Annotated in this window: 23 protein-coding genes and 1 tRNA gene; 9 read left to right on the top strand and 15 right to left on the bottom strand. The window is 66.0% G+C overall.

Annotated elements, in window-relative coordinates; translation table 11 throughout:
• Positions 1-67: 67 nt before the first annotated feature.
• The 8 genes from WFP78_RS13870 to ccmC all read right to left on the bottom strand — a co-directional run bounded on the left by WFP78_RS13870 (position 68) and on the right by ccmC (position 7,151).
• Positions 68-2,011: a potassium transporter Kup gene (locus WFP78_RS13870; RefSeq protein ID WP_336963334.1), complete on the bottom strand. Its 1,944-nt coding sequence runs from the start codon at positions 2,009-2,011 to the stop codon at positions 68-70.
• Between the two features lie 145 nt (positions 2,012-2,156).
• Complete coding sequence (locus tag WFP78_RS13865; protein ID WP_336963578.1) at positions 2,157-2,798, bottom strand: tetratricopeptide repeat protein; 642 nt, start codon at positions 2,796-2,798, stop codon at positions 2,157-2,159.
• A complete protein-coding gene (locus WFP78_RS13860; protein WP_336963331.1) occupies positions 2,795-3,220 on the bottom strand; it encodes a cytochrome c-type biogenesis protein in 426 nt (141 codons plus the stop codon). Before WFP78_RS13860 ends, WFP78_RS13865 begins: the two co-directional genes overlap by 4 nt.
• Positions 3,217-3,744, bottom strand: coding sequence for a DsbE family thiol:disulfide interchange protein (locus WFP78_RS13855; protein WP_336963329.1), 528 nt, complete (start codon positions 3,742-3,744; stop codon positions 3,217-3,219). Before WFP78_RS13855 ends, WFP78_RS13860 begins: the two co-directional genes overlap by 4 nt.
• Positions 3,741-5,684 carry a heme lyase CcmF/NrfE family subunit gene (locus WFP78_RS13850; protein ID WP_336963327.1) on the bottom strand — a complete coding sequence of 648 codons (1,944 nt, stop codon included), beginning with the start codon at positions 5,682-5,684 and terminating at the stop codon, positions 3,741-3,743. The genes WFP78_RS13855 and WFP78_RS13850 overlap by 4 nt, the downstream gene beginning before the upstream one ends.
• Positions 5,685-5,811: 127 nt before the next feature.
• Positions 5,812-6,258, bottom strand: a complete 447-nt coding sequence (ccmE, locus tag WFP78_RS13845; protein WP_336963324.1) for a cytochrome c maturation protein CcmE — start codon at positions 6,256-6,258, stop codon at positions 5,812-5,814.
• A 10-nt stretch (positions 6,259-6,268) separates the two neighbouring features.
• Positions 6,269-6,400 (bottom strand): hypothetical protein, encoded by a 132-nt coding sequence (locus WFP78_RS13840; RefSeq protein ID WP_336963322.1) that lies wholly within the window; start codon positions 6,398-6,400, stop codon positions 6,269-6,271.
• A 13-nt stretch (positions 6,401-6,413) separates the two neighbouring features.
• A complete protein-coding gene (gene ccmC / locus WFP78_RS13835) occupies positions 6,414-7,151 on the bottom strand; it encodes a heme ABC transporter permease CcmC (RefSeq protein ID WP_336963319.1) in 738 nt (245 codons plus the stop codon).
• A 290-nt stretch (positions 7,152-7,441) separates the two neighbouring features.
• On the opposite strand from ccmC, the gene purF reads away from it, so the two are divergent.
• Both purF and WFP78_RS13825 read left to right on the top strand, forming a co-directional pair.
• Positions 7,442-8,914 carry an amidophosphoribosyltransferase gene (purF, locus tag WFP78_RS13830; RefSeq protein ID WP_336963316.1) on the top strand — a complete coding sequence of 491 codons (1,473 nt, stop codon included), beginning with the start codon at positions 7,442-7,444 and terminating at the stop codon, positions 8,912-8,914.
• Between the two features lie 100 nt (positions 8,915-9,014).
• A complete protein-coding gene (locus WFP78_RS13825; RefSeq protein ID WP_336963313.1) occupies positions 9,015-9,731 on the top strand; it encodes an SDR family NAD(P)-dependent oxidoreductase in 717 nt (238 codons plus the stop codon).
• 77 nt (positions 9,732-9,808) lie between these two features.
• Here WFP78_RS13825 and WFP78_RS13820 read toward each other — a convergent pair whose 3' ends face one another.
• Together WFP78_RS13820 and WFP78_RS13815 are read right to left on the bottom strand one after the other, a co-directional pair.
• A complete protein-coding gene (locus WFP78_RS13820; RefSeq protein ID WP_336963310.1) occupies positions 9,809-11,083 on the bottom strand; it encodes a cyclopropane-fatty-acyl-phospholipid synthase family protein in 1,275 nt (424 codons plus the stop codon).
• Between the two features lie 161 nt (positions 11,084-11,244).
• Positions 11,245-12,153, bottom strand: a complete 909-nt coding sequence (locus tag WFP78_RS13815) for a histone deacetylase family protein (RefSeq protein ID WP_336963307.1) — start codon at positions 12,151-12,153, stop codon at positions 11,245-11,247.
• 95 nt (positions 12,154-12,248) lie between these two features.
• Between WFP78_RS13815 and WFP78_RS13810 the strand changes: the two genes are divergently transcribed.
• The 6 genes from WFP78_RS13810 to WFP78_RS13785 all read left to right on the top strand — a co-directional run bounded on the left by WFP78_RS13810 (position 12,249) and on the right by WFP78_RS13785 (position 17,613).
• Positions 12,249-12,725 (top strand): RNA pyrophosphohydrolase, encoded by a 477-nt coding sequence (locus WFP78_RS13810; RefSeq protein WP_336963305.1) that lies wholly within the window; start codon positions 12,249-12,251, stop codon positions 12,723-12,725.
• A 55-nt stretch (positions 12,726-12,780) separates the two neighbouring features.
• Positions 12,781-13,752: a DUF481 domain-containing protein gene (locus tag WFP78_RS13805; protein ID WP_336963300.1), complete on the top strand. Its 972-nt coding sequence runs from the start codon at positions 12,781-12,783 to the stop codon at positions 13,750-13,752.
• 43 nt (positions 13,753-13,795) lie between these two features.
• Complete coding sequence (locus WFP78_RS13800) at positions 13,796-15,022, top strand: hydrolase (protein ID WP_336963298.1); 1,227 nt, start codon at positions 13,796-13,798, stop codon at positions 15,020-15,022.
• Complete coding sequence (locus tag WFP78_RS13795) at positions 15,019-16,035, top strand: arginine N-succinyltransferase (protein ID WP_336963296.1); 1,017 nt, start codon at positions 15,019-15,021, stop codon at positions 16,033-16,035. The genes WFP78_RS13800 and WFP78_RS13795 overlap by 4 nt, the downstream gene beginning before the upstream one ends.
• A complete protein-coding gene (locus WFP78_RS13790; RefSeq protein WP_336963293.1) occupies positions 16,032-17,291 on the top strand; it encodes an N-succinylarginine dihydrolase in 1,260 nt (419 codons plus the stop codon). The genes WFP78_RS13795 and WFP78_RS13790 overlap by 4 nt, the downstream gene beginning before the upstream one ends.
• Positions 17,292-17,391: 100 nt before the next feature.
• On the top strand, positions 17,392-17,613 hold the full coding sequence (locus WFP78_RS13785; protein WP_336963289.1) for a hypothetical protein: 222 nt from the start codon (positions 17,392-17,394) through the stop codon (positions 17,611-17,613).
• Positions 17,614-17,719: 106 nt separating this feature from the next.
• Here the strand turns inward: WFP78_RS13785 and WFP78_RS13780 are convergent, their stop codons facing one another.
• Both WFP78_RS13780 and WFP78_RS13775 read right to left on the bottom strand, forming a co-directional pair.
• Positions 17,720-18,430, bottom strand: a complete 711-nt coding sequence (locus tag WFP78_RS13780; RefSeq protein WP_336963286.1) for a glutathione binding-like protein — start codon at positions 18,428-18,430, stop codon at positions 17,720-17,722.
• A 217-nt stretch (positions 18,431-18,647) separates the two neighbouring features.
• Positions 18,648-19,853 carry a GGDEF domain-containing protein gene (locus tag WFP78_RS13775; protein ID WP_336963283.1) on the bottom strand — a complete coding sequence of 402 codons (1,206 nt, stop codon included), beginning with the start codon at positions 19,851-19,853 and terminating at the stop codon, positions 18,648-18,650.
• Between the two features lie 311 nt (positions 19,854-20,164).
• On the opposite strand from WFP78_RS13775, the gene WFP78_RS13770 reads away from it, so the two are divergent.
• Positions 20,165-20,740 carry a hypothetical protein gene (locus WFP78_RS13770; RefSeq protein WP_336963281.1) on the top strand — a complete coding sequence of 192 codons (576 nt, stop codon included), beginning with the start codon at positions 20,165-20,167 and terminating at the stop codon, positions 20,738-20,740.
• A gap of 449 nt (positions 20,741-21,189) precedes the next feature.
• On the opposite strand, the gene WFP78_RS13765 is transcribed toward WFP78_RS13770, so the two are convergent.
• The 3 genes from WFP78_RS13765 to glyS form a co-directional block, all read right to left on the bottom strand.
• Positions 21,190-21,266, bottom strand: a tRNA-Arg gene (locus tag WFP78_RS13765).
• A 108-nt stretch (positions 21,267-21,374) separates the two neighbouring features.
• Entirely contained in the window at positions 21,375-24,080 is a 2,706-nt protein-coding gene (ppdK, locus tag WFP78_RS13760) for a pyruvate, phosphate dikinase (RefSeq protein ID WP_336963278.1), read from the bottom strand.
• Between the two features lie 486 nt (positions 24,081-24,566).
• Positions 24,567-26,876 (bottom strand): glycine--tRNA ligase subunit beta, encoded by a 2,310-nt coding sequence (gene glyS / locus WFP78_RS13755; RefSeq protein WP_336963275.1) that lies wholly within the window; start codon positions 26,874-26,876, stop codon positions 24,567-24,569.

Here is a 26,876-nt window from a genome sequence, read left to right as displayed (position 1 = left end):
GGGATGAAAAAACGAGAAATGATAGTAAAAAAGAGACAACAGCGCAGAATATTGCAAAGCGCTAGCCCTAAATCTCCACCTGACTTCCCAATTCGACCACTCGGTTGGTAGGCAAACGGAAGAATTCCATGGCACTTTCCGCGTTCCGTAGCATCCAGGCGAAGAGTTTTTCACGCCAGATCGGCATACCAGGCCGCGAAGACGGCAACAATGTCTGCCGGGCGAGGAAGAAGCTTGTGTCCATCATCTTGAATGACTGTCCACAGCCGGAGAGCGACTTGAGTGCGGCCGGCACGTCCGGTTCCTGCATGAAACCATAATAGAGGACGAGGCGGAAGAAACCCCGGCCCAGATCCTCCAGCTTGCATCGCCCGTCCTGCTCGACCGCCGGCACGTCCATGATCTTGACGGTGAGCAGGATCACCCGCTCATGCAGCACCTTGTTGTGCTTGAGGTTGTGGAGCAGCGCATGCGGCACGCCGTCCGGCGTCGATGTCATGAACACCGCCGTCCCGGCCACGCGCACCGCGCTGTTGGCGGCCGACGCGACGAAGACCGGAATGGGCATCGCCGATTCGCGCATGCGGTCGATCATCAGCTTGCGCCCGCGCGACCATGTGGTGAGCAGGGTGAAGACGCAGAAACCGATGAGCAGCGGGAACCAGCCGCCCGCCGGGATCTTCGTCATGTTCGCGGCCAGATAGGCGCCATCCACGAAGTAGAAGATGCCGAGCAGCGGCACCGCCCAGATCTTCGGCCAGTGCCACAGGCGGAAGACCAGCACCGTCAGCAGCACATTGTCGATGAACATCGCGCCTGTCACCGCGATGCCATAGGCCGCCGTCAGGTTGGAGGATGTGCGGAAGCTGAGCACCAGCAGGATCACCATCACCATCAACCCCCAGTTGATCAGGGGGATGTAGATCTGCCCGGCGGTCGACGCGCTGGTATGGGCGATGCGCAGGCGCGGCATGAAGCCCAGCTGGATCGCCTGCTGCGTGACGGAGAAGGCGCCGGAGATCACCGCCTGCGATGCGATGATCGCGGCCATCGTGGCGATGCCGATCAACGGCAGCTGGAACCAGGAGGGCGCCAGATTGTAGAACGGACTGTGCAGCGCCACCGCCCCTTCGCGGAAGAGCAGCGCGCCCTGCCCCATATAGTTCATCATCAGCGCGGGCAACACGAAGAACAGCCAGGAGATGCGGATGGGATTGCGGCCGAAATGGCCCATGTCGGCATAAAGCGCCTCCGCGCCGGTCACGGCCAGCACGACGGAGCCGAGCGCCAGAAAGGCGGGCAACGGGTCCGTCACGAAGAACATCACCGCCCAATAGGGATTGAAGGCGAACAAGATGCCCGGCGTCTTGACGATGCTGATGATGCCCAGCGTCGCGATCACCAGGAAATAGAGGAGCATGATCGGCCCGAACAGCGTCGCCACCCGGTTCGTACCCTGGCTCTGAAGCCAGAACAGCCCGACCAGGATGACGACCGCGATCGGCACGATCAACGGCGCCAGGCCGTGATTGTAGACGGCCAGGCCTTCCACCGCGGACAGCACCGACACGGCCGGCGTGATCATGCTGTCGCCATAGAAGAGCGAGGTCGCGAACACGCCGAGCAGGATGATGCCGGACGACCACCGCCGGGTCCGCGTCTGGCCGCTGATCAGCGCCAGCAGCGCCAGGCTGCCGCCCTCGCCCTTGTTGTCCGCCCGCATGATGATGGAGACATATTTCAGCGTCACCACCAGCATCATCGACCAGAACATCAGGCTGATGACGCCCAATATATGATCGGGATCGAGCGTCAGGTGATGATGGCCGGCGAAGGTTTCGCGAAAGGCGTAGAGCGGGCTGGTGCCGATATCGCCGAAGACGATGCCGATCGCCCCGACGGCAAGCTTCAGCGTACCGTTCCCATGCCCATGTCCGCCATCCTGCGGGGCGGGCACGCCCGGGGCATGGGGCGCCTCCGCCCTGCCGGACGCAGCCGTATACTCAGCCATGGGCAATATATCGTGCTGTCATGATGAATGCCGTCTGCCTCTGTGCAGCAACGCCGCGGTTCCCCCTGGCGGCGTGCAATCCGGGTCGCCCTATCACGGGCGATGGTGGGGCGCAACGACCCACCGCCACCCCCGCATCCTCCTGTCAGGGCATGGCCGGCGCCTGCCCCGAAAGGGCACGGTCGATCTGATCCAGATTCGCCTTCAGCTCGGCATGGAAGGGCTGTTCGGGCGGCACCATGGGCAACAGCGCCGCCCAGACGGTGCGCGCCGATTCCAGCTGCCCCGATCGCGCCAACGCCAGCCCCAGGAACCAGCGCGCCGCCGGTGCCTGCGGATCGAGCGCGATGGCGCGGCGATAGGCATATTCGGCCGATGGCGAGACGATCCCGTCGCCATGCGCCACCAGCGCATTGCCCAACCCCACCCACAGCGTCGAGTCCTTGGGATCGCTGCGGATGGCGGACACCAGCACATTGGCGGCGTCCTTCGTATTGCCCTGCCGGCCAAGGCCATCGGAAAGCACCAGCCACTTGCCGCTGGCGCCGAAGCGTTCGCCGATCGCCCGGCGCTGTTCCGCCAGCGATTCGTCAAAGGGCGCCGCGGTCGATTCCGCGCTGCGCGGGCTGCCGGCGAGACGCGGATGCCCCTGCCACGCATAGCCGGCGACACCCAGCAGCAGCACGGCGGCGATCAGCTCCCAGCTTGTCCGCGGCGGGCGGGCGATCAGCAGGATCGCGCCCAGCACGATGATCGCCAGCCCGATGGCAATGCCCCAACCCATCAGCCGCGCCCCTTCTTGCGTTTCAATCGCCCGCGCACCAACAGCGCGCCCAGCAGCAGCAGGATGACCGGCGCGGCCCAGAGCGGCCAGAGGATGGGCGCGGCGCTGGGCTCATAGCTCACCCAGTCGCCATAGCGCTCGATCAGCCAGGCACGGATATGCTCCGGGTCTTCGCCCGCCGCGATCCGCTCACGGATCTGCGAGCGCAGGTCCCCGGCCATGCTGGCATTGCTGTCCGCGATCGACTGGCTCTGGCAGGTGAGGCAGCGGATGGTCAGCATCAGGTCGCGTGCCCTGGCCTCCAGCTTCGGGTCATCCAGCTGGCGGTCGGCATAGGGGGCCGGCGGCAGCGCCGTCTGCGCCAGTGCCGGGGCCAGAGACAGCGCCCCTAGGGCAAGGCACAGGATCGCCAGGAGCCGCTTCATCGCGCCTCCTCCAGCTTTTGCAGGATGCCGGGAATATCATCCTCGCGGATATCGCCGATATGCTGGTGGCGGATGATCCCCCGCCCGTCGACCACGAAGGTTTCCGGCACGCCCGAGGAGCCCAGCGCCAACTGCACGGCGGAGCGCGCATCCAGCCCGATGCGGCTGTAGGGATTACCCCAGCGGCCAAGGAAGCGATCCACGTCATCGCGCGCATCGCGGATGGCGATGGCGTCGATCTCCACGCCCTGCCGGCGCAGCGCCATCAGCTGCGGCGCTTCCGCGGCGCAGGGCACGCACCAGCTGGCGAAGACGTTGAGCAGATGCGGCTTGCCGGTCTTGAGGTCCGCATTGGTCAGCGGCGGCCGGTCGCTGGCGGCGGCGGGAAGGATGAAGGCCGGGAGCGGCTTGCCCACCAGCTTGGAGGTGATGACCCGGTCATCGGGCTTCAGCAGCCCGCTGGCGAACAGTGCGAAGAAGCCCAGGAACAGCCCCAGCGGCAGCCAGATGAGCGCCGCCCTCATGCCAGTATCTCCCCGGCGCGGCGACGGCGCAGCTTCATCAGCCAGCCGCGCCGTTCACGGCCAAGCAGCGCCAGCAGGCCGCCCAGCGCGATCATCGCCCCGCCCAGCCAGATGAAGGTGACAAAGGGCTTCCACCAGATGCGCAGCTGATAGCGGCCATCCTGCGCGGCATCCTGCCCCAGCACGACATAAAGCTGCCCGTCCCAGCGGGTGAGGATCGCCGATTCGGTCGTCGCCGTCGGCGGCGAGGAGAAGAAGCGCGACTGGGGATGCAATATGATGGGCTCACCCCCGCCGCGCGACACCGCGATATCGGCCTGCAGCGCGGTCCAGTTGTCGCCCGCAAGCGGCGAGATCGCTTGGAAATCGGCTGTCCATCCCGCTGTCTCCACCCGGTCGCCAGGCCGCGCGGCCACCAGCTTTTCCACCGTGAAGGCGGAATCCGAAGCCATGCCGGCAAGGCTGACGGCGCAGCCCAGATGCGCGATCACCATGCCCCAGGTGAAGAGCGGCGTGCGGCGCAGGTTGCGCTTCCAGAGCGGCGCCACGCTGGCAACGGCCACGCCGCCCGCCAGTACCAGCCCGAGGAAGGGCAACATCCCGATCCGCCCCCAGGCGAGGATCGCGACCAGCGCCAGCGCGGCCAGCGACACCAATGCCGGCACCAGCATCCGGCCCAGCACGGGCCTCAGCGTATCGCGCCGCCAGCGGGTGAGCGGCCCCATGCCCATCGCGATCACCAGCGCCAGCGCCACCGGCCCCGCCACCCGATCGAAATAGGGCGGGCCCACCGACACCTTGTGCCCGAAGGCTTCGGTCATCAGCGGATAGAGCGTGCCGATGAGCACGATGCCCAGGATCACGGAGAGCAGCAGGTTGTTGACGACCAGCATCGTCTCGCGGCTCACCGCCTCGAACTGCGCGCCCTCGCGCACGGTGCCAACCCGCAGGCCGAACAACGCGAGCGCCCCGCCGATATAGATGGCGAGCAATGCGAGGATGAAGGTGCCGCGCTCCGGGTCCACCGCAAAGGCATGGACGCTGGTCAGGATACCCGATCGCACGAGGAAGGTGCCGACCATCGACATGGAGAAGGCGACCACCGCCAGCATCACCGTCCACGCCCGCAGCGCGTCGCGCGTCGCCAGCACCGTCACCGAATGGAGCAGCGCCGTCGCTGCCAGCCATGGCATCAGCGAGGCATTTTCCACCGGGTCCCAGAACCACCAGCCGCCCCAGCCCAGCTCATAATAGGCCCAGTAGCTGCCGGCGGTGATGCCCAGCGTCAGCAATATCCACGCCGCCAGCACCCATGGCCGCATCGCCCGGGCGAACACCGCGTCGACATTGCGGGTCAGCAGCGCGCCGACCGCGAAGGAGAAGGCCACCGACAGCCCGACATAACCGAGATAAAGCGTGGGCGGATGGAAGGCGAGGCCGGGGTCCTGCAACAGCGGGTTCAACCCCTGCCCGTCGCGCGCCGGCGGATCGAGCCGGGCGAAGGGATTGGAGGAAAAGAGCAGGAACGCATAGAAACCAAGGCTGATCGCGGCCTGCGCGCCCAGCGTCGCCATATGCGTGTCCCGCCGCAGCGCCCGCTCGAACAGCGCGACCGCCGCGCCGGCAATGCCCATCACCGTCACCCACAGCAGCATCGAGCCCTCATGATTGCCCCATGTACCGGCGAACTTGTAGAGCCATGGCTTGGCCGAATGGCTGTTCGTCACGACCAGCGCCACCGACATGTCGGAACGCAGGAACAGGGTGATGAGCAGCAGGAAAGACAGGGCCGTCAGCACGCCCTGCGCCACCGCGACCGGGCGGATGGGGGCGAGCAGTTCTTCCTTGTCGGTCGTCAGGCCGAACCAGGCGAGCGCGAGTTGCAGGAAGGCCAGCGCGGCGGCGAGCCACAGCGCGGCGAGGCCGGCTTCGGCGATCATGCCGGGCACCCCAATACTGAAGACTCCACGTCCGTTCGGGCTGAGCCTGTCGAAGCCTTGTCCTTCTCTTCCAAGAAGAACCGCCCTTCGACAGGCTCGGGGCGAACGGAGGCAAGTGAGGCGCAGGTCACTTCACAGCCTGCATCTGGTGGGTCTTGTCATCATATTTCAGGCCATCCAGCTCGCGCGGCATATAGCGCTCGTCATGCTTGGCGAGCAGGTTGCTCGCGATGAAGGTGCCACCCTTGTCGAAGGCGCCCTCCGCCACCACACCCGATCCCTCGCGGAACAGGTCCGGTGCGATGCCGCTGAAGGTCGCGGGCACCGTCGCCTTGAAATCGGTGACGTTGAAGCGGATGGTCACGCCGTCGGGCGCGCGTTTCAGGCTGCCCTTCTGCACCATGCCGCCCAGGCGGATGGCCTTGCCCGGCTCGACGCCCTTGGTCTTCACATCATTGGGCGCATAGAAATAGGCCGCCTCATCCCGCAGCGCCGAGGCGGCGAGCAGGCCCGCTCCGATCAGCGCCACCAGCGCCGCCAGCACCAGGATCAGCCGTTGATGCTTCGCCTTCATCGCCATCCGGTCACTCGCCCCGCTTCATGTCGTCGGCGCGACGCTCGGCGCGGCGCATCCCCCGCCAGCTCGCCCAGCAGATCGCAATGGTGCCCGCAAAGGTCAACGCATAGGCGGCAATGACAAACGGCCAGGGGTTCATCCGATATTTCCGTTCAGCCGCGCGCGAGGCGCTGCAACCGCGCCTCCACCTTGTTGGTCGCCAATATGGCGCGCATCCGCATCAGCACGATGGCCGCGAACAGCAGCGTGAAGCCGGTCAACGTCAGCCATAGCGGCCAGAGGATCGCCCCGTCGATGGTGGAGCCGCGCGCCGTGATGCTCGGCCCCTGATGCAGGCTGTTCCACCACACCACCGAACGGTTGATGATCGGCAGGTTGACCGCGCCGACCAGCGCATAGATCGCCGTCGCGCGGCTGACCCCGCCCTGCCCCGGCCCGCCCCGGCTGTCGCGCGCGCCGGCATCGGCCAGCGCGATATAGCCCAGATACAGGAAGAACATGACGAGCATGGAGGTCATCCGCCCGTCCCACTCCCACCATGTGCCCCAGGTCGGGCGGCCCCAGATGGAGCCGGTCATCAGGCATAGCGCGGTGAACAGCGCGCCCGGCACGGCAATCGCCCGGCCCGCGATGGCGGCGAGCGGATGGCGCCACACCAGTTGCATGATGGCCGCACCGGCAAGCCCGCTCCACCCGGCCATGCCCAGCCATGCGGCGGGGACATGCAGGTACATGATCCGTACCGTCTCGCCCTGCAGATAGTCTGCGGGGGTCAGGAACAGACCGCACAGGCTGCCCGCCACGATCAGCGCCAGTCCCGGCCAGAACAGCCATGGCGTCAATGGTCGGGCGATCGACAGGAATCGCGCAGGGTTGGCGAAGATATGCATTTCGAGGCGCTGTTTAGCCGTGCCGGGACAGCAAGGCCAGTGTCCCTTTTACTTATGGCGCGGTGGCGGCCCGCTTGCCCCCATGCTATGCCCGGCCCGCTTTGATGGCGCCCTCATGGCCGGCCGCGCGCGCCGGAAAAACCAGGAAATCCGCCACTTGTTCGGCGGATAATAGCCCCGCGACGCTTTTTTGTGACAATGGGGCGACAAATCGGGCGGATGCGCCTATAGGGCCAGCCATAAGGTCGCCCCTGATCGGCCAGGGGTTCCAGCAGCGGAACATCTATATCATGCTCACAACGCATCCGTTCGACGACGACAAGTTGCGCGAAGAATGTGGGATTTTCGGCGTTTCCGGCGCGGAAACGGCAGCGGCCATGGTCGCGCTCGGGCTCCACGCACTCCAGCATCGCGGCCAGGAAGCGGCCGGAATCACCAGCTGGGACGGCCATGATTTCCACACCCACCGCGCCATGGGCCATGTCGCGGGCAATTTCGACCGCGACGATGTGATCCGTGCGCTGCCGGGCGAAAGCGCCTGCGGCCATGTCCGCTATGCGACGACCGGCGAAACATCGCTGCGCAACGTGCAGCCGCTTTATGCGGACCTGGCCACCGGCGGCTTCGCCATCGCGCATAACGGCAATATCTCCAACGCCATGAAGCTGCGGCGCGAGCTGGTGCGGCGCGGGTCGATCTTCCAGTCGACGTCCGATACCGAAGTCATCATCCATCTGGTCGCCACCTCCAGCTACCGCACCCTGCTCGACCGTTTCATCGACGCGCTCAAGCAGGTGGAGGGCGCCTATTCGCTGATCGTGATGACGCCCGAGGGCATGATCGCCTGCCGCGACCCGCTGGGCATCCGCCCGCTGGTGATGGGCAAGCTGGGCGATTCGATCATCTTCGCATCGGAGACGGTGGCGCTCGACGTGGTCGGGGCCGACTATATCCGGTCGATCGACCCGGGCGAGCTGGTGATCGCGCCCAATAGCGGCGCAGAGGCCGGCGAAGTGCGCAGCCACCGCCCCTTCGGCGATGTCAGTCCCCGCCCGTGCATCTTCGAGCATGTCTATTTCAGCCGTCCCGATTCCATCGTCGACGGCAACAGCATCTATTCGGTGCGCAAGGCCATCGGCGCGCAGCTTGCCATCGAGAACCCGGTGGATGCCGACTATATCATTCCCGTGCCCGACAGCGGCGTGCCCGCGGCTATCGGCTATGCCCAGCAATCGGGCATTCCGTTCGAGCTGGGCATCATCCGCTCGCATTATGTCGGCCGCACATTCATCCAGCCGGGCGACAAGGTCCGCCACCTTGGCGTCAAGCTGAAGCATAATGCCAACCGCGCGCTGATCGCCGGCAAGCGGATCATCCTGATCGACGACAGCATCGTGCGCGGCACCACATCGCTCAAGATCGTGCAGATGATGCGCGAGGCCGGCGCCGCCGAAGTGCATATGCGCATCGCCAGCCCGCCGACCAAGCACAGCTGCTTCTACGGCGTCGACACGCCGGAACGGACCAAGCTGCTCGCCCACAAGCTGGACGTGCCGGGGATGCAGGATTTCATCCATGCCGACAGTCTGGCCTTCCTCTCCATCGACGGGCTCTACAAGGCGCTGGGCGAAGTGAAGCGCGCGGACATCCGCCCACAATATTGCGACGCCTGCTTTACCGGCGATTACCCCACGACCCTCACCGACCAGGATGAAGCCGTGGTGACGAACCAGTTCGAATTGCTGGCCGAACGGGTGATGTAGGGCGCGACGCGCCTGCCCTCTCCCCATTAACCTTCCAGCCTTCCACCTTCACCCGACAGCAAGGCTCCGCCACCCGGCGGGCGTCAGGGAACCGCAGCCGATGACCGACACCCTTTCCCTTTCCGGCAAACTCGCCCTCGTCACCGGCGCCAGTCGCGGCATCGGCGCGGCCACGGCCAAGGCGCTGGCGGCGGCGGGCGCGCATGTCGTGCTGACCGCCCGGACCACCGGCGCGCTGGAGGAAGTGGAAGAGGCCATTCACGCCGCCGGCGGCAGCGCCACCATCGCCCCGCTGGACCTGACCGACGGCGAGAGCATCGGGCGGCTGGCCAGCGCCATATCCGGGCGCTGGCAGGCGCTGGACATCATGGTCCTCAATGCCGCGACCCTGGGTTCGCTGGCGGCCGTGCAGGCGATCGACGCCAAGGAATTTGCGCGCCTGCTGACCCTCAACGTCTCGGCGCAACAGGCGTTGATCGCCGCCTTCGACCCGATGCTGCGGGCCAGCAAGGGCGCACGGCTCATCGCCGTGACCAGCAGCGTCGGCCAGAAGCCGCGTCCCTATTGGGGTGCCTATGGCGCGTCGAAGGCGGCGCTGGAGGTGCTGGTGCTGGCCTATGGCGAGGAAGTGAAGAACATCTCCGCCATCCGCACCGCCATCCTCGACCCCGGCGCCACCCGCACCGCGATGCGTGCGCGCGCCTTCCCCGGCGAAGATCCCGCAACGGTGAAGGCGCCCGAGACGGTCGCCCATGCAATCGTGGAACTGGTGACGTCGGACGTGCCGACCGGCCATCGGCTGCGCGTCGAGGCTTGATCCAGTCTCTCTCGCGATGAGAGAGATGAATCATATCATACTGAAATATTGCCATATTTCTGTACGGCACAGGCCGGTCAGCGCTTGACCAGCGTCACCTGCCCCACATCGATGCCGCCACCCAGGAAGCCGCCCTCGCAATACATCAGATAATAGCGCCACAGCGTGACGAAGCGCGCGTCAAAACTGGACGGCAGGCGCCCCTGCTCCACCACCGCGTCGAAGGCCACGCGCCAGCGCCGCAGCGTCTCGGCATAGTGCAGCCCGAAATGATGCTGCTCTTCCCAGGCAAAGCCCTGCTGCTCGGCCAGGGCACGGAACCGGCGTTCCGACAACAGCAGGCCGCCGGGGAAGATATAGGCCTGGATGAAGTCCACATGCGCGGCATAGACGTCGAAAATGACGTCATCGATCAGGATATACTGGATCGCGGCGCGGCCGCCGGGCTTCAGCAGCCGATGGATCGCCGCCAGATAATCCGGCCAGTAACGCTGCCCGACCGCCTCCACCATCTCCACGCTGGCGATGGCGTCATATTGCCCGGCCGCGTCGCGATAGTCCGTCAGCAGGATGCGGGCGCGGTCGCCGAAACCGGCGGCGTCCAGCCGGTGCCGGGCATAATCCCCCTGCTCGACCGACAGCGTCAAGCCATCATAGCGGATGCCGGCGTGGTGCAGCGCCGTTTCCGCCAGGCCGCCCCAGCCGCAGCCGATCTCCAGCAGGCTCTGCCCATCGCGGAGCGCAAGCCGGTCGAGGATCGCATCGACCTTGCGCTGCTGGGCTTCCTCAAGGCTTTCCGATTCATCCTCAATATCATCGAACAACGCACTGGAATAATGCATGTTCCTGTCGAGCCACAGGCCGTAGAAATCATTGCCCAGATCATAATGGAAGGCGATGTTCCGGCGGGCGCCCCGGCGGCTGTTGCGGCGCAGGGCATGGATCAGGCCGCCGATCCAGCGCATCGGCCCATGGCCGCGCCCGGCATCGCCAAGGCTGCGCGCATTGGCCATGAACAGCGCGAACAGCGGCACCGGGTCGGGGCTGTCCCACTCGCCCAGTTCCCATGCGCGATACCAGCCCGCCGACCCCGCCGTCGCCAGCCGCACCAGCGCGCGCCAACTATACAGCCGCACCTCGCACACCGGCCCCGGCGCCCTGCCGCCAAGAATGCGCATGCTGCCATCGGGTAGCCATGCTTCCAGCCGCCCGGCTGCCAGCCCCGAATCGATCCTGTCCAGCAGGCGATGGAAATTGCCCGCGATCATCCGCCCGATCAGGCCGCCGCCTGACGAGATGGCCCGACCGGCTGCGGCCAGATGCCTGCCGCGCCTGGGGTTGGATGCATTCATGGCGCCATTCTGCCCCAGCAGCGCCCACGCTTCAATCTGCCATCGCGGTTCATACCCGCCTTTTTAGCGGATCGTTGCGAAGGCGGCGAGTGCCCGTGCGCGTCCCTCGCGATTGTTCGATGATTTTCCCAAAGAAGCGGTGCGGCGGATGCCGGCGATCGTCAGCGATAATAGATGCGGGCCATGGTCTGGATGCTGGCGGCATGGCGCGCCGCCAGTACGGCCTGGTCCTCGCCATAGCCGCCGCCCAGCGTGGAGGCGACGGGAATGCCGCGCCGCCGCGCCTCCCACGCGACCATGCCGTCGCGTGCCGCCAGCCCGTCGTCGGTCAGCGAGAGGCGGCCCAGCCGGTCCTCGCCATGGGGATCGACCCCGGCCTGGTACAGGATGAGGTCCGGCGCGCAGGCTTCGATCAGGCGCGGGAGGTGATCGGCCAGCGCCGCCAGATAGGCATCGTCGTCGCAGCCGTCGGGCAAGGCCACGTCCAGCGTCGATTGCGCCTTGCGCACGGGATAGTTGCGATCGGCGTGCATGGAAAAGGTGGTGACGTCGTCCCGCCCCGCCAGCAATGCCGCCGTGCCGTCGCCCTGATGCACGTCCAGGTCCACGATCAGGACATGCCGCACCGCGCCCTCCGCCAGCAATCGCCGCGCCGCGACTGCCAGATCGTTGAAGATGCAATAGCCCGCCCCGCAATCATAATGAGCATGATGGCTGCCACCCGCCGTATTGGCCGCATAGCCATGCGCCAATGCCAGCCGGGCGGCGGCGACCGTCCCTCCGCAGGTGCGCTGCACACGGCGGGCGAGCGGCGCCGTCACCGGAAAGCCGATCCGCCGCGCCTTGTGGTCGGGCACGTCGGTGCCCAGCACCTGCGCGACATAGGCGGGATCATGCACCGCCTCCAGCCATGCCCGCTCGACCATCGGCGCTTCATGTTCGACGGGCGGTAACGGCAATGCGCGCAATGTCGTCATCAACAGCGAATATTTATTCCATGGGAAGGCCGTACCCGCTCCACGTCGGTCTGCCGCAATGGTATAATCGGGGTGATGGACGAGCGGAAACATGCAGCCTATCTACCGATCGAAACTCCGCTGCGCACCAGCCCAAAAGGGGAACAGTGCGCGGGAACCTGCACCCATTAGCTGAAAGATCCCCCTGGATGCCCGATATTTCGTCGCTGCCCTATCGTCCCTGTGTCGGCATCATGCTGGTCAACATGGATGGCAAGGTCTTCGTCGGCCAGCGAATCGACAACAAGGTGGAGGCCTGGCAGATGCCGCAAGGGGGCATCGACCCCGGCGAAGACCCTCATGCGACCGCGCTTCGCGAACTGGGCGAGGAAACCGGCATTGCCCCCCATCATGTCGAAATCATCGCGCGGACGGACGAGGAGCTGTTCTACGACCTGCCCGAGGATCTGATCGGCAAGATCTGGGGCGGGAAATATCGCGGCCAGCGCCAGCAATGGTTCCTGGCGCGTTTCCTGGGGGGCGACGAGGATGTGAACATCGCCACCGATCATCCCGAATTCCGCGACTGGAAATGGGCGGACCCCGCCGCGCTGCCCGACATCATCGTGCCGTTCAAGAAGAAGCTGTATCGCGACATCCTGCACAAATTCGCGCATCTGATCTGACATTCGGGGCCAATGGTCCGGCTATGGACGGCGCATGCGCCAAAACGGGTTCAAAATGGCGCTGAAGCCTGTAGTGTGGATCGCCATGGCCCTGGATAGATTTACGCCCTCACGCCGCTCGGTTCCCGTCGGTGCATTGATGCTTCTGTGTGTTGCGCCGGCCCCGGCCGTGGCGCAGGATCTTCCGCCCCCGCCGCTGCCCCCGGCGGCACGCGCCATGCTGGAGCAGGCGATTGCGAGCGGCGACGAGGCGGATATCGCCGCCGTCGCCAAGATCGCCAGGAAGACCTATCCGCGCTCCACGGCAGAGATTTCCGCGCTGGTCAATGCGCGGAGCGAACGCGTCGCCGAACGGCGCAAGGAAATGATCCAGTCGGCCGACATCTTCGAGCTGTGGAAGGGCCGCGGCGAGCTGGGCGGATTCCGCTCGACCGGATCGACCAGCGAAGTCGGCATCAGCGCCGGGCTGGCGATCACCCGCACGGGCCTGAAATGGACGCACAAGCTGAGCGCCAGCGCGGACTATCGCCGGGCATCGGGGCAGACATCGCGCGAGCGCATCGTCGCGGCCTATGAACCGCGTTACCAGTTCGATCCCAGGGGTTTCGCCTATGGGCTGATGCAGTTCGAGCGCGATCCGATCATCGGTTTCGATGCCCGTTACACGGGTTCCGCCGGTATCGGTTACAAGCTGCTGGACGCAAAGAAGCTGAACCTGTCGATCGATGCCGGCCCTTCGGTGCGCCGTGTCGACTATCCCGACGACAGCACGGAAACCAAGGCTGGCCTGCGTTCCTCCATCGACTTTGCGTGGAAACTGAACCCGCAACTGACCCTGCGCCAAACCGCATCGGGCTATATCGAGAGCAGCAACGAATCGGCCAATGCGCTGACGGCGCTCGACGCGCGCATCATCGCGCGCCTGTCCGCCCGCTTTTCCTATAACCTGCAATATGAATCGGAAAACCGGCTGACGCCCGAGCGCTTCGACACGCTGAGCAAGGTGACGCTGATCTACGATTTCTAGCAGGGGGTGGAGCCCCGCCTCACCCTCTGTTAGCGTGCCGCCGATGAGGGCAATTTCCCGCGACGAGGATGAGGTACTGGAAGCGGCATCGGCAGCGCCGATGACCGACCGGGTGCTGCAATGGGCGGCGATCGGCAGCGGATCGCGCAATCTGCCGGGGCTGGCCGCAATGGCATCCACCCTTGCCGATGCTTTTGCCGCGCTGCCGGGCGAGGTGACGCTGGCAGCGCCGGCGCCGGTGGAGGCCGTGGACGCATCGGGCACCGTCCGGGCCATCGAACATGGCCACCATCTGATCGTCCGCGTGCGGCCGGAGGCGGCGACCCGCATCCTGCTGACCGGCCATATGGACACGGTATTCGGCGTGGACGATCCTTTTCGGGAGAGCCGCTGGATTGCGCCGGGCATGTTGAACGGCCCCGGCACGGCCGACATGAAGGGCGGCATCGCGCTGATGCTGGCGGCGCTGGCGGCAATCGAGCGGCATCCGGACGGGCGGATGCTGGGCTATGACGTGCTCATCAACAGCGATGAAGAGGTGGGCAGCCCCTCTTCCGCCGCGCTCATCGCCCGGCTGGCGCAGGGCAAGGCGGCGGCGCTGACCTATGAGCCGGCCCTGCCCGACGGCACGCTGGCAGGCGCGCGGGCGGGGAGCGGCAATTTCTCGATCATCGTCACCGGGCGCAGCGCCCATGCCGGGCGCAATCCGCAGGACGGGCGCAATGCGCTGGTCGCGGCGGCGGACATCGCGCTGCGCCTGGCCGCCGGCAGCCCTGGCGTCGGCGAGGATGGATCGGGCTTCACCTGCAATCCGGCGCGGATCGACGGCGGCGGCCCCAATAATGTCGTGCCCGACCATGCCGTGCTGCGGGTCAACTTCCGCCCGCGCACGCCCGATGACGTCATGGCGGCGCAGGCGCTGGTCGACCGGGTGATCGCGGAGGTCGCGCAGGTCCACGATGTCGCCGTCCATTGCCATGGCGGCTTCGGACGACCGCCCAAGCCCATGGACGCAGGCTCCACCCGGCTCTTCGGCCTGGTGAAGGACTGCGGCGCCGCGCTTGGCCTCCCCATCGGCTGGCGCGACACCGGCGGGGTATGCGATGGCAACAATATCGCCGCCTGCGGCATCCCCGTGGTCGACACCATGGGCGCGCGGGGCGGCAGCATTCACAGTGCGGAGGAATTTCTGATCGTCGAGAGCCTTGCCGAGCGGGCACGCCTGTCCGCCCTCACCATGATCCGCATCGCGCAGGGGGGCATGGCATGAGCTTCGTGATGCGGCCGGCCCGGCTGGACGACATCCAGACGCTGTACGAGATGGCGAAAGTCACCGGCGGCGGCTTCACCAACCTGCCGCCCGACCGCACCGCCCTGACGCACAAGCTGGAACGCACCGCCGAAGCGCTGGCCCGCACCGAGGGCGGCATCGAGGACGAGCTGATCCTGATGGTGCTGGAAAATACCGAGACGGGCCAGGTGCGCGGTACCTGCCAGATCTTCAGCACGGTGGGGCAGAAATGGCCCTTCTATTCCTATCGTCTGGGCACGCTGACCCAGCATAGCCGCGAGCTTGGCCGCACCTTCCGCGCGCAGATGCTGTCCCTCACCACCGACCTGGAGGGATCGACGGAGGTCGGCGGGCTGTTCCTGCACCCGCGCGAGCGGGCGGAGGGGCTGGGCCTGCTGCTGGCGCGCAGCCGCTATCTCTACATCCGCCAGCACCGCGACCGCTTTGGCGACCGGGTGATCGCCGAGTTGCGCGGGGTGATCGACGAGGCGGGCGGATCGCCCTTCTGGGACGGGCTTGCGGGCCGCTTCTTCGGCATGAGCTTTCAGGAAGCGGACGAGTTCAACGCGATCAACGGCAACCAGTTCATCGCCGACCTGATGCCCAAGACGCCGATCTACACCGCCATGCTGACGGACAGCGCCCGCGCCGTCATCGGCCTGCCCCACCCCAATGGCCGCGCGGCGATGCGCATGCTGGAGGCGGAAGGCTTCGCCAATGCCGGCTATGTCGACATTTTCGATGGCGGGCCGACAATGGTCGGCGACATCGACACGCTGCGGACGGTGAAGGGCGCGCGCGACCTGCGCTTTGCCGGGGTGCATGAGGAACGCGGGCAACGCATGATCGTCGCCTGCGGCACGCTGGCCGATTATCGCTGCGTCTATGGCATGGTGATCGAGCAGCCCGATGGCGCGGTCGCGCTGGATGAAACCAGCGCGCGCATCCTCGATCTCTCGCCGGGCGACCCGCTGGCGGTGGCCGAGCGATGAGCCTGCGGGAGATCAATTTCGACGGCATCGTCGGCCCCAGCCACAATTATGCGGGGCTGAGCCCCGGCAACCTGGCGTCGGCGCGCAATGCCGGGGCCGTCGCCTATCCCCGCGCCGCCGCGCTGCAGGGGCTGGAGAAGATGCGGGCGAATATCCGGCTGGGGCTGGCGCAGGGGCTGCTGCTGCCGCATCGCCGCCCGGATGAGGCATGGCTGGCCTTGCTGGGCATCGACATGGCGAACGCCGAGCCGCATATGCGGGCCGCCGCCATGTCCGCCTCCGCCATGTGGGCCGCCAATGCCGCGACCGTTTCCCCCGCGCCGGATACTACCGACGGGCGCTGCCACCTGACCGTCGCCAATCTCGTCACCATGCCGCATCGCAGCCATGAATGGCCGCAGACGCTGGCGCAGTTGCGGGTCGCCTTCGCCAACCCGGCGGCCTTTGCTGTCCACGCCCCGGTGCCCCCGCCCTTTGGCGACGAGGGCGCGGCCAATCATATGCGGCTATGCGCCGATCATGATGCGCCGGGGGTCGAGGTCTTCGTCTATGGCCGGTCCGGCGGCCCCTTCCCCGCCCGCCAGCATATCGAGGCGGGCAAGGCCGTCGCCCGCATCCATGGCTTGGCCGAAAGCCGCACGCTGCATGTGCAGCAGTCGGAAGAGGCCATTGCCGCCGGCGCCTTCCACAATGATGTGGTGGCCGTCGCCAACGGCCATGTCCTCTTCGCGCATGAACTGGCCTTTTCGGACAAGCCGGCCTTCTTCGCGGCGATGCGCGCGGCGCTGCCGCAGATCGAGATCATCGAGGTGCCCGCCGCGCTCGTGTCGCTGGAAGACGCGATCAGAAGCTATTTGTTCAACGCCCAGCTCGTCACCCTGCCCGAAGGCGGCATGGCGCTGATCCTGCCCACCGAGGCGCGGGGCGTGCGGGCCGTGTGGGACTGGCTGGAGGCGATGGTGGCGGGCAACGGGCCGATCCGTCGGCTGGTGCCGGTGGATGTGCGCCAGTCCATGGCCAATGGCGGCGGCCCCGCCTGCCTGCGCCTGCGCGTCGTCGCCGATCCGGCCGATGTGGACCCGCGCTTCATGCTGGACGAAGCGAAGATCGACGGCATTGCCGCCGTCATCGCACAGCATTGGCCCGAAGACATCGCCGCCGATGCACTGGGCGACGCAGCGTTAATAACGAAAGTCCAACATTCATGGTTAACGCTTGTTGACCATTTGGGGCTGCGGGCCGATCTTGTCTTCTGACGGCGTGGTCGATCACGGCGCTGTCTGACATTATTGACTGGCCCATCCTCGACGGTTGCATGATGCGGCCGCCTTTGACGGGCGTTGCCGGGACATGGTCATGGACAGGATCAAGCACCTCTTTACGATCAAGACCAAGTTCGAGGCATTCCTCGTCATCTATGCCCTCGCGCTGGGCGCGACGGAACGCGGCCTTGTCTATATCGAGCATTATCCCGGCTTTGGCGGCAAGCTGCTGGCGCTGTGCTGCACCGGCGCGGTCTTCATGGCCGGCGGCAAGGTGCTGGACGCGGTGGAGATGAACCGGCAGATGGGCTACTGACCGCCCGCTGGCGCCCGCCGCCGGATGAGGTCGCGACAGGCTCCGAACGGGTTGGCTGCATCCGGCAAGCGCCATCAAGCGATGGGCCATCCGACAGGCTGGGCCTTCACCCCTTCACGGTCGCGGCATCCTGACCGAAAAGAATGCGCCACGATTCCTCGTCGCTCACGACCGGCGCGTCCGGGGGATTGATCCGTTCCGCCTGCGCATAGGCCCGCACCGTCGCCGGCCGCGCGGCGACATCGCCGAACCAGCGGGCCAGATGGGGGAAATCGACCAGGTCCTGCCCCTGCCGTTCATGCGGCACGATCCAGGGATAGATCGCCATGTCCGCAATCGTATAATCTTCGTCCGCGACAAAGCGGCGATCGGCCAGCCGCCTGTCCAGCACGCCATAGAGCCGCGCGGTCTCGTTCACATAGCGATTGATGGCATAGGGGATTTTTTCGGGCGCATAGCCGCTGAAATGATGGTTCTGCCCCGCCATCGGGCCAAGGCCGCCCATCTGCCAGAACAGCCATTGCAGCACCTCTGCCCGGCCACGCAGGTCCGATGGAATGAACTGCCCCGTCTTTTCCGCCAGATACAGCAGGATGGCGCCGGATTCGAACAGCGATACGGGCGCGCCGCCATCCGCCGGGGCCTGATCTACGATCGCGGGAATACGGTTATTGGGGGCAATGGCCAGGAATTCGGGTGCGAACTGTTCGCCCTTGCCGATGTTCACGCCATGGATGCGGTAGGGAAGCGCGGCTTCCTCCAGGAACATCGTGACCTTGTGGCCATTGGGGGTCGTCCAGTAATACAGATCGATCATGTCGCGGGGCTCCATGCGCAAGGGGCGGAGCCTGTGCAGATGATGTCGCGTGCGGGCCTGTTCAATCGGGCGATCGACAATATTTCAGCGACAATCATGAGCAGCGTCAATGCATGGAGCCCGCAGCGTTCGCTCCAGCCTTTTGCCGCCGCATCCCTTTTTGCGGAAACCGGGTTCAGCGCAGCGAAAAGCGGTTCCCACTTTTGCGCACGATGCCCTAGCTCGCCGCCTGGCGCCTGATCTCGCCCGTCCAGTTGGGCGCCTGCACCTCCTGCTCGATATCGGCGATGGCATAGCGGCACTTGCCCTCCGCCTTGGCGCGATAAAGGGCCGAATCGGCCGAATCCATCAGGTCGGACAGATCGACCCCATGTTGCGGCCGCAGCGCGATGCCCACGCTCACGCCCACATGCACACGCTCGACACCATGGTCATAGGCCATGCCAAGGTCATAGGCCGCGCCGGCAATGGCCAGCACCATGCGCTCGGCCGTCAGTAGCGCCGCCGAACGCCCCGACACGGACGAGAGCACCACGAATTCATCGCCGCCGATCCGCGCGAGCGCATCGCCCTTGGCCGTGGCGGCCCGCAGCCGCTCCGCCACGCCGATCAGCAGCCGGTCGCCCGCCGCATGGCCGAAACGGTCGTTCACATCCTTGAAACCATCGAGGTCGAGATAGAACAGCGCCCGGCCAAAGGCGCCCCGGCTGTCCATCTCGCGGGCCAGCCCGTTGCGATTGAGCAGGCCCGTCAATGCATCATGCCGGGCGCGATGATCATTCTCACGCTCGGCCACCATGGTCGAAATCAGCATGCGGTTGAGCCGGTGCGAGGCAATCGACATCGCATAGAGATAGACCGGAATCTGCATGCCGACGATCAGCAGTGCCGCCTGACCGGACAGCAGGGAGCCAAGCGCACAGGGGCCGAGCCCCAGGAAGATCATCGCCCCCGCCAGCCGCGGCGCACTATAGTTGCGCAGGCAGATGCCGCCGACCATGGCCGCGGCCGAAAGGCAGGCGAGCGTCGCGGCGACCCAATCGCCGCTGGTCAGGCTGATGATCGTGCCGAAGCCGACGGAAAACGCCCAGGCGAGCGCGAGGATGATGAGGATGTCGGTCTGTGTCGAACGTCCGGCCGCCGCGCGCCGCCGCGCGCCCATGATAAGCCACAGCCGCGCGCCGCAGACCAGCACCTCCATCGCCAGCCACGCCCAGAATTGCGGCTTGTCCTGGCGGACCGCGAGAATGGCCGCGACGGCGATGGTGTTGAACACGCCGCCCAGGAAGATCGGCAGCGATCCGTAGAGATTCTTGATCAGGGCATGACGGATGTCGACCGGCACGTCAGGCCCCGAATCGGCAAGCCATGCCGTCAGGCGCCATGTCGGCAGGCTGTATCTTTCGCTCGTTACCTCGCTCACGCCGGCGCTCGCCCTCCTTCCGCGCAGATTGCGCGGCTACGATCGCGATACGCCCCAGCCGTTAAAGAAGAATTATAATCAAAACAGCTTGTTACCCCGATAGTGGATCGACGCTTCTACAGGCTTGCACGGCATTGCCGGGGCAGAAACCATCTGTTCGTCATCGCCGCGCCCGGCCTGCTGCGGTTCATGAAACCCCTGACGAAAGGCAGCGCCCCGCCCCGATGTTCAGCACCGGCGGGGAAAATGGCACCGGCAGCGTAACGGATACCCCTTGCCAAGCGCCGCGCCGGGGCTGATCGTTCGCCGTGATGACCCGTTCGACCATCGTTGATCCCGGCATGGCCAATGCCCTCCTGTCAGGGCGAAAGACGCAGATGCGCCTCGGCACCATGAGCCCCCTCTCCCGATGCCGGCCGGGCGACCGCATCCAGGTACGCGAGGCCTGCATTGCCGGGCGAATCGATGCCGGTCAGGAGCTGTCGACATCCCTGAACAAGGCCGAGTTCGTCATCTTCCCCGATGGCTGGCGGCAATATCCGGATGGGAGCGGCCATGCCGGCCGGGTGCCCGGCGACGTGGACCACCAATGGGTCTCCGCCGTCCATATGCCGCGCTGGGCCTCGCGCATGACATTGATCGTCGACGGGGTGAGGACGGAGCGGCTGCAGGCCATCGCCGCCGACGACATCCGGGCGGAAGGCGCGCGGCCGGTTCTGGGATGCTGGTTCTGGCGATGGCCAAGGCCGATCCGCGGCATCGACCTGACCGCCCGGCGCGCCTTCCGGCGATATTGGAACATCAATCACGGCACGCCCGGCGACCGATGGGAGGATGATCCCGAGATCATTGTGCTGGACTTTCACCTGCTCGCCGGCCGGCCTTAGGGCGATTTCCAGACGATCGGAAACCAGTTCGGCGAAGCCAATCGACCGCCGGTCAAGAAATCGCGGTCGATCAAGGATATGGAGCGGCGCGCCATTCTGCTCGGAGGAGCCGGGAGGCATGGTTCCCGCGCATCGGATCGCAGCGCATGTTCGATGCATGGGCAGCAAAGCGCAGAAGCTGAAACGAGTCGCCCGCCTCGTTTCAACGCTTTGCAGACGCACATGCGTTAATGGCGATCCGTACTGGGCAGCAGCGGCGGCAAAGGGCCGCCATCAACACCCGGCAAGGTCCATTGCGTTTCGCGGGGGAGAGAGCATGCCACGGGCGCAGCCATACAGGCTGTGGCGAGGGATCATGCCGGAGGGGGGAGGCTCGCATGACGGCAAACCCAAACAAAAACGGGCGGCTTTCGCCGCCCGTCTAATCCCTTGTTTTCCCAATGGGAAAATGGTGCGCCCGGAACGATTCGAACGTCCGACCCTCAGATTCGTAGTCTGATGCTCTATCCAGCTGAGCTACGGGCGCCCTTGGGAGTTGCGCAGATAGTCGGGGGTGACGGGTCTGGCAACCCCCTATTTTCACTTTCTGCAAAAGCTTTTGCAGGGGCGGCTTTTTGCGCCGCCCCTATAGGTTTCAACCCTTCGAAAGCGCGGCCTGCGCGGCGGCCAGACGGGCGATCGGCACGCGATAGGGCGAGGCCGAAACATAATCGAGCCCGGTCTTCTCGCAGAAGGCGATGGAAGCCGGATCGCCGCCATGCTCGCCGCAGATGCCCAGCTTGATGCCGGGGCGGGTCGCCCGCCCACGCTCGGCCGCGATCTCGATCAACTGGCCCACGCCCTCGATATCGAGGCTGACGAACGGGTCGCGCGGGAAGATGCCCTTGTCGACATATTGCGTCAGGAACCGGCCGGCATCGTCGCGGCTGATGCCGATGGTCGTCTGCGTCAGGTCGTTGGTGCCGAAGGAGAAGAACTCGCCAAACTCCGCGATCTCGCCGGCCTTCAGCGCGGCGCGCGGCAGCTCGATCATGGTGCCGACCAGATATTCGACACTCCTGCCCCGCTCGGCGAACACTTCCTGGGCAACGCGATCGACGATCGCCTTCATCAGCTCCAGTTCCTTCGCGGTGGCGACCAGCGGGATCATCACCTCGGGGATCGGCGCCTCGCCCGTGCGCTCTTCCACGATCAGCGCCGCCTCGAAGATCGCGCGGGCCTGCATCTCGTAGATTTCGGGATAGGTCACGCCCAGGCGGCAACCGCGGTGGCCCAGCATCGGGTTGAATTCATGCAGTTCGGACGCACGGCGCTTCAGCGTTTCGATGCCGACGCCAGCCGCCTCGGCGACTTCGGCGAACTCGTTTTCCTCATGCGGCAGGAATTCGTGCAGCGGCGGATCGAGCAGGCGGATGGTCACGGGCAGGCCGGCCATCACCATGAAGATCTGCGCGAAGTCGTCGCGCTGCTCGGGCAACAGCTTCTCCAGCGCCTCGCGGCGGCCCTTTTCCGTGTCGGCCAGGATCATCTGACGGACGGCGGTGATGCGGGTCGCGTCGAAGAACATATGCTCGGTGCGGCACAGGCCCACGCCCTCGGCGCCGAATTCGCGCGCGACCTTGCAGTCCTGCGGGGTTTCGGCGTTCGCGCGCACCTTCAGGCGGCGGACCTTGTCGGCCCACACCATCAGCGTGCCGAAATCGCCGGCCAGCTCAGGCTGCACGGTCGGCACTTCGCCGGCCATCACCTCACCGGTCGAACCGTCGATGGTGACGATATCGCCCTCGGTGAGGTCGCGGCCACCGACATGCAGCGTCTTGGCCTTCGCGTCGATCGACATGCTGCCCGCACCGGAGACGCAGGGGCGACCCATGCCGCGTGCCACCACTGCCGCGTGGCTGGTCATGCCGCCACGCGCGGTCAGGATGCCCTTGGCCGCGTGCATGCCGTGGATATCCTCGGGCGAGGTTTCCACGCGTACCAGGATGACGGCATCGCCCAGCTCGCTGCGGCGCTCGGCAGTGTCCGCGTCGAACACGATGAGGCCGGAGGCCGCGCCCGGAGACGCCGGCAGCCCCTTGGTCAGCACGTCGCGCGGCGCCTTGGGGTCGAGTGTGGGGTGCAGAAGCTGGTCGAGCGCGGCGGGGTCGACGCGGGCAACGGCCTCTTCCTGCGTGATCAGCCCTTCGCTCGCCATGTCGACGGCGATCTTGAGCGCGGCCTTGGCGGTGCGCTTGCCCGAACGGGTCTGGAGCATCCACAGCTTGCCCTGCTGCACCGTGAACTCGATGTCCTGCATGTCGCGATAATGGGTTTCGAGGATGCCGAACACGCGGGCCAGTTCCGCATAGGTTTCGGGCATCGCCTCTTCCATGCTGGCGGGCCTGGCCCCTGCCCGCTCGCGCGCCGCCAGCGTCAGATATTGCGGCGTGCGGATGCCCGCCACCACGTCCTCGCCCTGCGCGTTGATCAGGAATTCGCCATAATAGACATTCTCGCCGGTCGCCGGATCGCGCGTGAACGCAACGCCGGTGGCCGAGGTATCGCCCATATTGCCGAACACCATCGCCTGCACATTGACGGCCGTGCCCCATTCGCCGGGGATGGAGTTGAGGCGGCGATAGACCTTCGCGCGCTCCGACTGCCAGGAACCGAAGACGGCGGAAATGGCGCCCCACAACTGGTCATGCACATCCTGCGGGAAGGATTTGCCCCACAGCTTCTGGACGATCGCCTTATACTCGGCGACCAGGCCCTTCCAGTCCTCCGCCGTCATCTGCGTGTCGAGCAGATAGCCCTGGTCTTCCTTCGCGATTTCCAGCGCTTCCTCGAACGCGCCATGGTCCAGTTCCAGCACCACGTCGGAATACATCTGGATGAAGCGGCGATAGCTGTCCCAGGCGAAGCGCTCGTCGCCCGATACGGTGGCAAGGCCCTCGACCGTCTCGTCATTGAGGCCCAGGTTGAGGACGGTGTCCATCATGCCCGGCATGGAGATGCGCGCGCCCGAACGGACGGACACCAGCAGCGGATCGGCCGCATCGCCGAATGTCTTGCCGGTGATCCCCTCGATATGCGCGAGACCGCTCGCGACTTCGCCCGTCAGCGATTCGGGATAGACGCCGCCATCCTGATAATAGCGCGTGCACATCTCGGTCGTGATCGTGAAACCCGGAGGCACCGGCAGGCCGATGGACGCCATGCCGTCCAGATTGGCGCCCTTGCCGCCCAGAAGATTCTTGTCGCCCTTGCCACCGTCATCAACGCCTCCGCCGAAACGATAGACATAGCGGGTCTCAGTCATGGGCATGGTCGTGGCCTCTTCCAGCGTTGTAGGCATCGGTTTCTCCAGCGGAATCAGGCAATCCGGGAAGGACAGTCCGGTTTTATTGTGCATCGCAACAGGATTGAAATCAACTCTTTCGGGCGGCCGCGCGCGACCAGCCGTGCCTTTGAACCGATATGGGACGCGCCTATAGCGTCAAATTAGCGGCGGTCCATGAAATATGATTGCGCTGCGACATATCGTGAAGGGTTTTGCCAGCGGACCAAGGCGTTGGCGGCGCTTCTTCACCAGGAAAATAGCGGATGGAGGACCCGAATTGTTCGCGATCCTCTCTCCGACTCGCGGGCGGAGAGCATAGACATCCAGTCCGGCAAACCATCGGACGGCCCGGCCCATGATACGCCCGATCAGGCCCGTTGGTGCTGCACCTGTCGCCCCGAAGGGTGGCATGGGCGCGATGCCGGCCGGTCCTGGGACGGGTTGATCCGGCGCATTTCCCGGGCCGCCTGGCGATTGCCACCTGACGGTCCGGGAGAATATTCAGCCTTCGATCCGGGAGAAGTCGGCAACGCCATGCACCGCCGCACGCACCCGCGCCAGCAGCGCCAGCCGGGCCGCGCGCTTGGCGGGATCGGCATCGTTCACCGTCACCTTGTCGAAAAAGGCGTCGATGGGCGCGCGCAGGGTGGCGAGCGCCGCCATGGCGCCGGCGAAATCCTCCGCCTCGACAGCGGCAGCCGCGCGCGGCTCGGCAGCGTCCAGCGCGGCGATCAGCGCGGCTTCCTCGGGCTCGGGCGTGTAGGAGAGCGTCCTGCCCTCTTCCTTCTCCAGCGCCAGGACGGCATCGGCATTGCCGGGCTCCTGGATCGCGGCGAGCGGGTCTTCCTCGCCGGTCTGGGGGATGCCCTGATCGTCGGGACCGGCCATCACCGGCGCGGCCTCGCCGACGCCCTCCTTCTTCAGGATGTTGGCCGCGCGCTTGTACCCGGCGAGCAGGTTCGCGCCATCATCGGTGCCGATAAAGGATTGCAGCGCCTTCACGCGGGCGAGCAGGCGGACGAGATCATCCTCGCCGCCCAGCGCGAACACGGCGTCGATCAGGTCGTGTCGGACGCCGGCTTCGCGTTGCTGGACCTTGAGGCGGTCGATTAAAAATCCGACGATCTCGTCCGAAACCAGTTCACGCACTCGGCTTTGATAAATGTCCATCTGTCGCGTGAACACGCCGAAGATTCGCATGCGAATGTCGTTTGCGGCAATGATCTGAAGCAAGGAAAGCGCCGCACGACGAAGGGCAAAGGGGTCTTTCGATCCCGTTGGCTTCAAGTCCTCAGCGAAGAAACGCGCTAGAGTATCTATCCGCTCCGCCAGCGAAACCGCCACCGTCACCGGCGCCGTCGGCACATCGTCGCCCTGCCCGACCGGCTTGTAGTGGTCGCGGATCGCGTCGGCGACGGCGTCGGGCAGGCCCTCGGCGCGGGCATAGTAACCGCCCATCACGCCCTGCAATTCGGGGAACTCGCCGACCATTTCGGTGACGAGGTCGGCCTTTGCGAGGCGGGCGGCCTGTTCGGCCATGTCCGCCAGCGCCTTTTTCCCTTCGTCATTCCCGCGCAGGCGGGTCTGATCGAGACGCGTGGCTCGATCAGACATCTCCGGCGTTGCGGCTGACTGCGCGGTCGGGAGATGGCCCCCCGCCTGCGCGGGGGTGACATTGTTCAGTTGAGGACCGACGATGTCCTCTTCCACCAACCAGCGGGCGAGCCTGGCGACGCGTTCCACCTTGTCGGCGAGCGTGCCCAGCTTTTCGTGGAAGGTGATGCGTTCCAGCTTCTTCGCATGGTCTTCCAGCCGGGTCTTCTTGTCCTGCTCCCAGAAGAAGCGGGCGTCGGAGAGGCGCGCGGCGAGCACCTTGCGGTTGCCCGCGACAATGGCCTCGCCGCCATCCTTCGCCTCGATATTCGCCGTGCAGATGAAGGCCGGCGCAAGTTTCCCGGCAGCATCCTTCAGCACGAAATATTTCTGGTTGATCCGCAGGGTCAGCTGGATGACTTCAGGCGGCACCTCAAGGAAGGCCGGATCGAAATCGCCCAGCAGCGGCACCGGCCATTCGGTCAGGCCGGCATTTTCCGCCACCAGCCCCTTGTCCTCGATCAGCGCATAGCCCTTGGCGGCAGCCGCGGCGGCGGCCTTCTCCGCGATGATCGTCTGCCGCGCCTCATGGCTGGCGATTACATGGGCCGCGCGCAGCGTCCCGACATAGTCGTCGGCGCCCGCGATCATCACCGGGCCTTGCGAATGGAAGCGATGCCCCATGGTCTCGCGGCCCGACGCGATGCCATCGATCTCCAGCGGCACGACCTCCCCGCCCAGCAGCGCGACGATGCCCTGCAGCGGGCGCACCCAGCGCAGACTTTCGGTGGTGACGCTCGCCTTGCCCCAGCGCATCGACTTGGGCCAGGGGAAGGCGCGGACGATAGCGGGGATCGCCTCGGCCAGCACGTCCGCCGTCGCGCGGCCGGGTTTTTCGACGAGCGCGAACCAGATGCCGTCGCGGTCCTGCAACTGGTCCTGCGTCAGGCCGGTCTTGCGCAGGAAGCCTTCCAGCGCCTGCACGGGGGCGGAGGTGCGCGGGCCCTTATATTCCTCGCTCACCGCCTCGGTCCGGTCGGGCAAGCCGCGCGCGATCAGGGCAAGGCGGCGGGGCGTCACGAAACGTTCGAGCGACGCGGGCTTGAGGCCGGCCTTCGCCAGCTCTTCACCGAAGAGGCGCGCCAGGTCGTCCGACGCCTTCAGCTGCATGCGCGCCGGGATTTCCTCGCAGCGCAGTTCGAGGAGGAAGTCGGTCAT

It is taken from the genome of Sphingobium aquiterrae (assembly GCF_037154135.1).
GTDB classification, from domain to species: domain Bacteria; phylum Pseudomonadota; class Alphaproteobacteria; order Sphingomonadales; family Sphingomonadaceae; genus Sphingobium; species Sphingobium aquiterrae.
This window is presented reverse-complemented; position numbering and strand designations above follow the sequence as displayed.